At 74.1% G+C, this 7,336-nt stretch carries 6 protein-coding genes; 2 read left to right on the forward strand and 4 right to left on the reverse strand.

Annotated features, from left to right (window positions below; genetic code table 11):
• Positions 1-74: 74 nt before the first annotated feature.
• On the forward strand, positions 75-710 hold the full coding sequence (locus tag ACFU6K_RS24965) for a hypothetical protein (RefSeq protein WP_380666529.1): 636 nt from the start codon (positions 75-77) through the stop codon (positions 708-710).
• A 901-nt stretch (positions 711-1,611) separates the two neighbouring features.
• Here the strand turns inward: ACFU6K_RS24965 and ACFU6K_RS24970 are convergent.
• From ACFU6K_RS24970 to ACFU6K_RS24985, 4 genes are all read right to left on the reverse strand, one after another.
• Positions 1,612-3,018 carry a family 2B encapsulin nanocompartment shell protein gene (locus ACFU6K_RS24970; protein ID WP_380666531.1) on the reverse strand — a complete coding sequence of 469 codons (1,407 nt, stop codon included), beginning with the start codon at positions 3,016-3,018 and terminating at the stop codon, positions 1,612-1,614.
• A 661-nt stretch (positions 3,019-3,679) separates the two neighbouring features.
• The gene (locus ACFU6K_RS24975; protein WP_380666533.1) at positions 3,680-4,195 is read right to left on the reverse strand and encodes a hypothetical protein; all 516 of its coding nucleotides are present in this window, start codon (positions 4,193-4,195) and stop codon (positions 3,680-3,682) included.
• 162 nt (positions 4,196-4,357) lie between these two features.
• Positions 4,358-5,812, reverse strand: coding sequence for a PLP-dependent aminotransferase family protein (locus ACFU6K_RS24980; protein ID WP_380666535.1), 1,455 nt, complete (start codon positions 5,810-5,812; stop codon positions 4,358-4,360).
• A gap of 116 nt (positions 5,813-5,928) precedes the next feature.
• Positions 5,929-6,522 (reverse strand): universal stress protein, encoded by a 594-nt coding sequence (locus ACFU6K_RS24985; RefSeq protein WP_375873738.1) that lies wholly within the window; start codon positions 6,520-6,522, stop codon positions 5,929-5,931.
• A gap of 483 nt (positions 6,523-7,005) precedes the next feature.
• Between ACFU6K_RS24985 and ACFU6K_RS24990 the strand changes: the two genes are divergently transcribed.
• Positions 7,006-7,336, forward strand: a 331-nt coding sequence (locus tag ACFU6K_RS24990) for a transglycosylase family protein (RefSeq protein ID WP_380666537.1), incomplete at its 3' end; no start/stop codon positions are given.

A 7,336-nucleotide genomic window follows, 5' to 3' on the forward strand; every position in this document is an offset into this window, starting at 1 on the left:
GGCCCGAACGGCCGCCGCGTCCTCGGCCACCGCGGCCCGGGCGCAGGGCCGCCGCCGCGAGCACGCCGGGGACCATGATCACCAGCAGCATGGTGGTCATCGAGGTGCCCTGGTGCTGCCGGGCCATGGGCGCGGGTTTCGCCCTGGGGGCGGGGAACACCGGCTGCGCCGACGGGGTCGGCCACAGCGGGCTCGGACGGGCCGAACTCGGCGAGGCCGCGGGGCTGGGGGCCACCGGGCTGGGCGCGACCGGGGTCGGAACCGCCGGCGCGGGGGCCGCCGTAACGGGAAGCGGCGGGGCCGGTGCGGGGGTGGACGCCGCCGGGGCCGGGGTCGCCGGCGCGGGGGCGGCTGGGGAGGGCCCCGGAGCGGGCGTCGACGGCGGCACGGAGGGCGGCACCGAAGGAGCCGGGGATGCCGAAGGTGCGGGCGACGCGGGCGAGGGGCTGGGGGACGGCGTCGGGCTGGGAGACGGTGAGGTCGGCGACGACGTGGCGGTAGGACTCGGCGTGGGGCTCGGAGTCGGCGACGGCGTGGGCGACGGCGTGGGCGTCGGCGACGGTGTGGCGGTCGGCGTGGGGGTCCGGGTCGGAGTCCGGGTCGGGGTCGGGGTCGGAGTGGGCGTCGGCGTCGGGCTGGGCGTCTGGGTGAGGGTCGGCGTCGGACTCGGCGTGGGCTTCGGGCTCGGACTCGGGCACGGGTGGTGGTGATGATGATGGTGATGGTGCCAGCCGTGGTCGCCGTACTCGTCGTCGCCGTACCCGTCGCCGTAGTCGTCGCCGTAGTCGTCGCCGTAGTCGTCGTCATGACCCGGCCCGAACTGCCCGGAGCCACCCTGCCCCTCGACCGGCCGTCCCGGCTCGCTCCGCAGCCCCGCCGGACGCGAAGGCGAGGAGAGGGGCGGCGAGGAGAAGGGCGGCGCCGAGACGGACGGCGAGGGGAAGTGCGCCGAAGGGAACTGGGGCGAGGGGAAGTGCGGCGCGGTGGGCTTCGGGGTGGGCCTGGGCGTGCGGCAGGGGTGGTGCCCGTGCGGGGGCTTGGGCCCGTGGTGCCCCGGACCGACGCCCGGCACCACGCCGACGCCGACCTGGACGTCCACGTCCACGTCCACGCCGACGGTCACCTGTCCGCTCGGCCGGACCGACATCGAGAGGTCGGTCTCGTCGCACACGCAGATGTCCACCACCGGGCCGTGCGGGTACCCCCCGGAGTGCCCGGCGCCGGACGCGGTCGCACCGCCGACCAGCGCGCAGATCGCGACCACGCCGGCCGCCGCGCCGATCAGCCGCACCCGCCGCCCGGGGGCCGCACCCCCAGCGCCGACGGACGGTATCCGGCAGATCTGCCGACGCTGGGGCATGGGCTCCACACACCTCTCGGATCGTCCGGGGAGGACGGAACGGGCTCGGGCCGACCGGCCGCGAAGGAACGAGCAGAACGGGCAGAAAGGTCGAGTACGGTCGCGTTCCCGACGGAAGTTCCATCGGCTACGACCAGAAGTGATCAGACGCGGTCAGGCGGACGGCCCGCCTTCAGGGGCGGGCCGTCCGTCATCAGGTCAAACGATCATCGAGCCGACCGGTAACGGCCCGCGCTCACTGTTCTGCGCGCTCAGCTGCGGCGGTGCGCGATCTCCACGTTCTCCAGCACGCCGACCGCGTCCGGCACCAGGATGGCGGCCGAGTAGTAGGCGCTGACCAGGTACGAGATGATCGCCTTCTCGTCGATGCCCATGAAGCGGACCGACAGCGAGGGCTGGTACTCGTCCGGGAGGCCGGTCTGGTGCAGGCCGATGACGCCCTGGTTGTCCTCACCGGTACGGATCACCAGGATCGAGCTGGTGTTCTCCTTGGTGATCGGGATCTTGTTGCACGGCAGGATCGGCACCCCGCGCCAGGCCGGCACCTGCTGCCCGCCGAGGTCGACGTGGGTGGGGTACAGCCCGCGGGCGTTGAACTCCCGGCCGATCGCGGCGATGGTCCGCGGGTGGGCGAGCAGGTAGTCGGGGTCGCGGCGGCGGTTGAGCAGCTCGTCCAGGTCGTCCGGGGTGGGCGGGCCGGAGTGGGTCTGGATGCGCTGGTCGAAGTCGGCGTTGTTGAGCAGGCCGAACTCCGGGTTGTTGACGATCTCGTGCTCCTGGCGCTCGCGCAGGGCCTCGATCGTCAGCCGCAGCTGGTGCTCGGTCTGGTTCATCGGCTGGTTGTACAGGTCCGCGACGCGGGTGTGGACCTTCAGGACGGTCTGCGCGACGCTCAGCTCGTACTCGCGCGGCTTGAGCTCGTAGTCCACGAAGGCACCGGGCAGCTCGTACTCGCCGTGGTGGCCGGCCGACATGGCGATCTCGGCCTCGCCGCGCTCGTTCTGCGCCTGGAGCGGCAGGGCCAGGAAGCCCTGGAGGTGCTCCTGGAGGCTGGGCGCGTTGTCCCGGATGGCGGCGAAGTCCGCCCGGGTCAGCGTCAGGGCGACACCGGCGGTGGCGGTCTTGGCCGTGAACTCCCAGACGGCGTCCGGGTTCAGCAGCGCGTCGTCGCCGAAGCGGTCGCCGTCGCCGGCCACGCCGACCACGGTCTCGTCGCCGTACTTGCCGGTGCCGATCTTGTTGATCTTGCCGTGCGCGATCAGGAAGATCTTGTCGGCGGCCTCGCCCTGGGTGGTGAGCACCTCGCCGGGGCCGAAGTCCCGCTGCTGGCAACGGTCGGCCAGGGCGGTGAGGACGTCCTCGTCCTCGTAGCCGCGCAGCAGGGCCAGCTCGCCCAGCTCGGCCGGGATCACCCGGACCTGGGAGCCCGTCTTGATGAACTCCACCACCCCGTTGCCCACGGCGTAGGTGAGCCGACGGTTGACGCGGTAGGCGCCACCGGCCGCCTGGACCCAGGGGAGCACCTTGAGCAGCCAGCGGGAGGTGATCTCCTGCATCTGCGGTGCGGACTTGGTCGTGGTGGCAAGGTTCCGGGCAGCAGCCGTCGCAAGGCTCTGCTGCTTGGCCTGCACTGCCTCCGGGCTCGTGTCCACGGTCATCGGCAGGGCTCTCCATTCCTGTGATCGGGTCACACGTCCAGGGGCATACCGGCCCGCCCTGACGCATGCCATGACGGATCATCAGATCCGCTTATCGGTGGGGGCGTTGGCGATTTACGCGAAAGGCGACCACCGTCTCCCGGCGGCCCATCCGGAACCCTAGATCATCGGGGCCCGGCGGAGCCCGCACGAACGCTCACTACCCCCCGATAGGGTGAATCTCGCCCGGTCCGCCCCCGCCGCCCCGCAAACTCCGGGAACATCCGTTCGCTCCGGCGATCCCCCTGCGGCCAACGGCCTTTCCGCCCTGACCGGAGCCCTGCCGGACGGCCCGGAGACCGCCGTCCGGCGTCAACCCGACGCACCGCCCCGGCGGTTCGGACACCCGCGCGCCGCCGGGCTCCGGCCGCCGCCCCCTGCGGCCGACCACGGGAAACCCGAACGGCCCGTCAGATGCCGACACGGGGAGGCCGGCACCTGACGGGTGAACGGGGGGTGCACAGTGGGCGTCTGCGCCGGGGAGGAAGGTGCGCGCCCTCGGCGGTCCACCGATGACACCGGCGGGCCGGCCGGGTCGTCGCGGATCAGTCGGGTCGGGCGGGCCACGCGGGTGAGGCAGGTCAGTCGGGCCGGTCGGGCGGGTCAAGTCGGGTCGGGCGGGTCAGGCGCAGGCGACCTGGGTACCGGGGACGCCGACGATGCCCGAGTTGCTGGCCTCACCGCCCTTGTACTCGTAGTACAGGTAGGAGTAGAGGTCGATCCGGGTGCCGGGGCCGCAGGCCGAATCGGGGGCGACGGCGTACGTCACCGTGAAGGCGTTGCTGGCACCGGGGGCGAGCGGGACGTTGTAGCGGGCGATGCCGCCGTGGACGTTGTCACTGCACCCGTTGGTCTGGGTGCCGCAGGCGGTCGCGGTGAACTTCAGCCCGGTCTCCAGACTCGTCGCGTAGGTCTCCTGGACGCTCTGGTAGACGAACTGGATCGGGGTGTCGTACGGGTTGGTGAGCGTCAGGGTGACGGTGAACTCGCTCCCCCGGACCGTCGTCTGCTTGTCGGAGACGGCCGTGAGGGGCAGTTGGCCGTCGGCCCGGGCGGCAGGGGCGGCGGAGAGGAGCAGACCGACGACGAGGGCCGGACACGCGGCGAGCGCGGCGCGACGCGAATGTGTTCTGCGCATGACCAAGGAGCGTAGGCCCCGCCTCCGCCGGGGTTGTGCTCCTCGGCCCGGGTCCGTACCGACGCAGGAGCGGCGAGCGGACGCCGCGCACCGGCCGCTCTCGTTCCGCCCCCACGGGCGCACCCGGGGGCCTATCCTTCACCGCCGCCCCCGGGGCGCTCCTCACCCGCACGGCGGCAGGATGTCGCAGAGCGCGCCGAGCGCCGCCGGGTAGGCGTGGTCGGGCGGCGTGGCGTAGCCGACCACCAGGCCGTCGACGGCGGGCATCGCCTCCTCGCCGACCGCCGGGTGCCGGTAGTCGGCGAGCCCCTCGACGGCCAGGCCCCGGTAGGCGGCGGCCTTGAGCACCGAGCGCTCGGTGCCCGGCTCCAGGCGCAGCACCGCGTGCAGGCCGGCCGCGATGCCGGACACCTCGACATGCGGGGCGCGGGCGGCGAGGGCGGCCACCAACTCGTCTCGGCGCTCGCGGTAGCGGCGGCGCATCCGGCGCACGTGCCGGTCGTAGCCGCCGGAGTCGATGAACTCGGCGAGGGTCAGCTGGTCGAGGGCGCTGGCCCAGCCCTCGCGCTCGCCCTTGGCGGCCAGCACCCGGTCCACCAGGTGGTCGGGCAGCACCATCCAGCCGAGCCGCAGCGCGGGGGTGAGGCTCTTGCTGGCGCTGCCGAGGTAGACCACCCGTTCGGGGTCGAGCCCCTGGAGGGCGCCGACCGGCTGGCGGTCGTAGCGGAACTCCCCGTCGTAGTCGTCCTCCAGGACCAGCCCGCCGCGCCCGCGCGCCCAGTCCACCACGGCGGCGCGGCGCCCCGGGTGCAGCGGGCCGCCGGTGGGGAACTGGTGGGCGGGGGTGAGCAGCGCCGTCCGGACGTCCGGGTGGTTCACCAACTCGCCGGTCCGGGCGCCCCGTTCATCGATCGGCAGCGGAACGGTGGTGACGCCGGCGGCGGCCAGCAGCCCGCGGTGGAAGCCCAGCCCGTACGCCTCGACGGCCAGCGGGCCGTGCTCGGCGGGCGGCAGGACGGGCGTGGCACCGTCGAAGAGCAGCCGCAGCGCGTGGGCGAAGCCGGAGCAGACCACGATCCGGTCGGGGTCGGTGCGCACGCCCCGGGCGCGGGCGAGGTAGTCGGCGAGGACGGTGCGCAGTTCGCGCCGCCCCTGGGGGTCGCCGGGCCCGAAGGCCTCGTTGGGAGCGGCGGTGAGGGCCCGGCGGGCGGCGGCGAGCCAGGCGGTGCGCGGGAAGGAGGAGGCGTCGGGCTGGCCCTGGCGGAGGTCGTGGGTGGGGCCGGGGCGGCGGGAGGGCCGGCGGGCCCGGGCGCTCGGGACGGGCTCGGCGCGTTCGGCGACGGTGGTGCCGGAGCCCTGCCGGGCGGTGAGCCAGCCCTCGGCGACGAGTTCGGCGTAGGCCTCGGCGGCGGTGTTGCGGGCCAGGCCGAGGTCGGTGGCGAGGGCGCGGTAGGGCGGCAGCCGGGTGCCGGGGGCCAGTCTGCCGCTGCGGATCGCCTCGCGCAGGGCCGTCATCAGCGCGGCACGCCGGCCCCCGGTGGCGGGGAGGTCGAGGTGCAGGTCACTGCCGGTCGGGTGGGCGGGCTCGGAGGGGTGCGTGCCCCGCGTGTCCGTCATGGTCACGCACCCTACCGGCCACCACCCCGGCCCCCTTCGGGCGGCTGCCCGGCCCGGGGCCGGGCACCTGCCTCAGGTCCGGGGGCACGTGGGGCACGCGCCTCAGGGCATCCACCTCAGGGCACGACGGTGACCGGCCAGCGGCCCGCCTTGACCAGCCGGACCGCCACCGACCCGATCACCTTGTGCCCGGCCTGCTCGGAGACGCCGACCACCACGGCGTCGGCGCGCAGCTCGTCCGCGAGCTTGGCGAGGCCGGTGTACGGGTCGCCGCGCATGGTCAGGAATCGCCACTCCACCTTCCACACCTCGCGCACCCGGTGCTCGGCCTCGCGCAGTGCGGCCAGCAGTTCCTCGGCGATCTCCTGGGTGGTCTCCTCCACCGCGGCCCCGGCCAGGGCGGTCGCGGCGCCGAGGATCGGCTGGACGTACGCCACCGCGAGGACGGCGCCCTGCCGGCGGGCCAGTCCGGCGGCGTAGGCGGTGGCGCGCCAGGAGGAGTCGGAGCCGTCCAGGCCGGCCAGCACCACGCTGGGGCCGTCGGTGCCCAGCTCGAAGCCCGCGGGCGCGGCCGCGGCCTCGTGCTCCTCGGCGCCGATCGGCACCCCCGCCGCCGCGGCCCGTCCCGCACCGGCGTCGGCCGCCCCTCCCGCACCGGCGGCCGCCTCTCCCGCGTCCGCCGTGTCCGCTGCATCGCTGTCGTTGCTCATGGGGCTGAGGCTATGCCCGCCACCGGGAGTGACGGCAGGGGGCACTCCGGGTGAGGACTGTGGCGCGGGCCACCCGGGCGGGCGGCCGCGGCGGCGGAATCGGCACCGGCGGCTGGTCGACCGTCACGCGCTGTCGACCGTGTGGGCGGCCTCACACCGGTTCCGGGGCGGGTCGGGAGTGGCGCGGGCCACTTCCCGGGGTTATTTGATCTTGGAAATGGTGGCAAATCGGGCGAAATCGCTACATTTCCTTGATCCTTACGCCCGGTAACACCCCTCTGACGTGGCTAAACCTTCAAATCCTTGAAACCGCCACGACCACCCCCGTAACTTCGAACCCGTTGCACCGAGCGATCCGCTCCGGCCGGGCCGACCGCCCCCGGGCAGAACGGTGCAGGACCACGCGAGTGACGTGTCCCCGAAACCGACGGCCTTCCGAGGGCCTGGTTCCGCGCGCTCGCAGACCCCTCCGAAAGGAACTCCATGACCTTCCGTAACGAGACCGCCGCTGCCACCACCACTGCCACCCCGAAGCGCCGCAACCGCGTCCGGATGGCTCTGATGGCCGGGGCGATCACCGCCCTGCCGGTGGCCGGCCTCGTCACGGCCACCAGCGCCTCGGCCGCGCCGGCCACGGTCTGGGACAAGGTCGCCGCCTGCGAGGCGACCGGCAACTGGGCCATCAACTCCGGCAACGGCTTCTACGGCGGCCTGCAGTTCACCCAGAGCACCTGGGCCGCCTTCGGTGGCACCGCCTACGCCGCGCAGGCCCACCAGGCCACCAAGGACCAGCAGATCGCCATCGGCGAGAAGG

The organism is Kitasatospora sp. NPDC057512, assembly GCF_042802135.1.
In the GTDB taxonomy this organism is placed as follows: domain Bacteria; phylum Actinomycetota; class Actinomycetes; order Streptomycetales; family Streptomycetaceae; genus Kitasatospora.

What these genes read in the sequence shown, in the direction of transcription:
- ACFU6K_RS24970 (WP_380666531.1), bottom strand. Translation starts at nt 3,018, where the DNA reads ATGACCGTGGACACGAGCCCGGAGGCAGTGCAGGCCAAGCAGCAGAGC.
- ACFU6K_RS24975 (WP_380666533.1), bottom strand. Translation starts at nt 4,195, where the DNA reads ATGCGCAGAACACATTCGCGTCGCGCCGCGCTCGCCGCGTGTCCGGCC.
- ACFU6K_RS24985 (WP_375873738.1), bottom strand. Translation starts at nt 6,522, where the DNA reads ATGAGCAACGACAGCGATGCAGCGGACACGGCGGACGCGGGAGAGGCG.
- ACFU6K_RS24980 (WP_380666535.1), bottom strand. Translation starts at nt 5,812, where the DNA reads ATGACGGACACGCGGGGCACGCACCCCTCCGAGCCCGCCCACCCGACC.
- ACFU6K_RS24965 (WP_380666529.1), top strand. Translation starts at nt 75, where the DNA reads ATGATCACCAGCAGCATGGTGGTCATCGAGGTGCCCTGGTGCTGCCGG.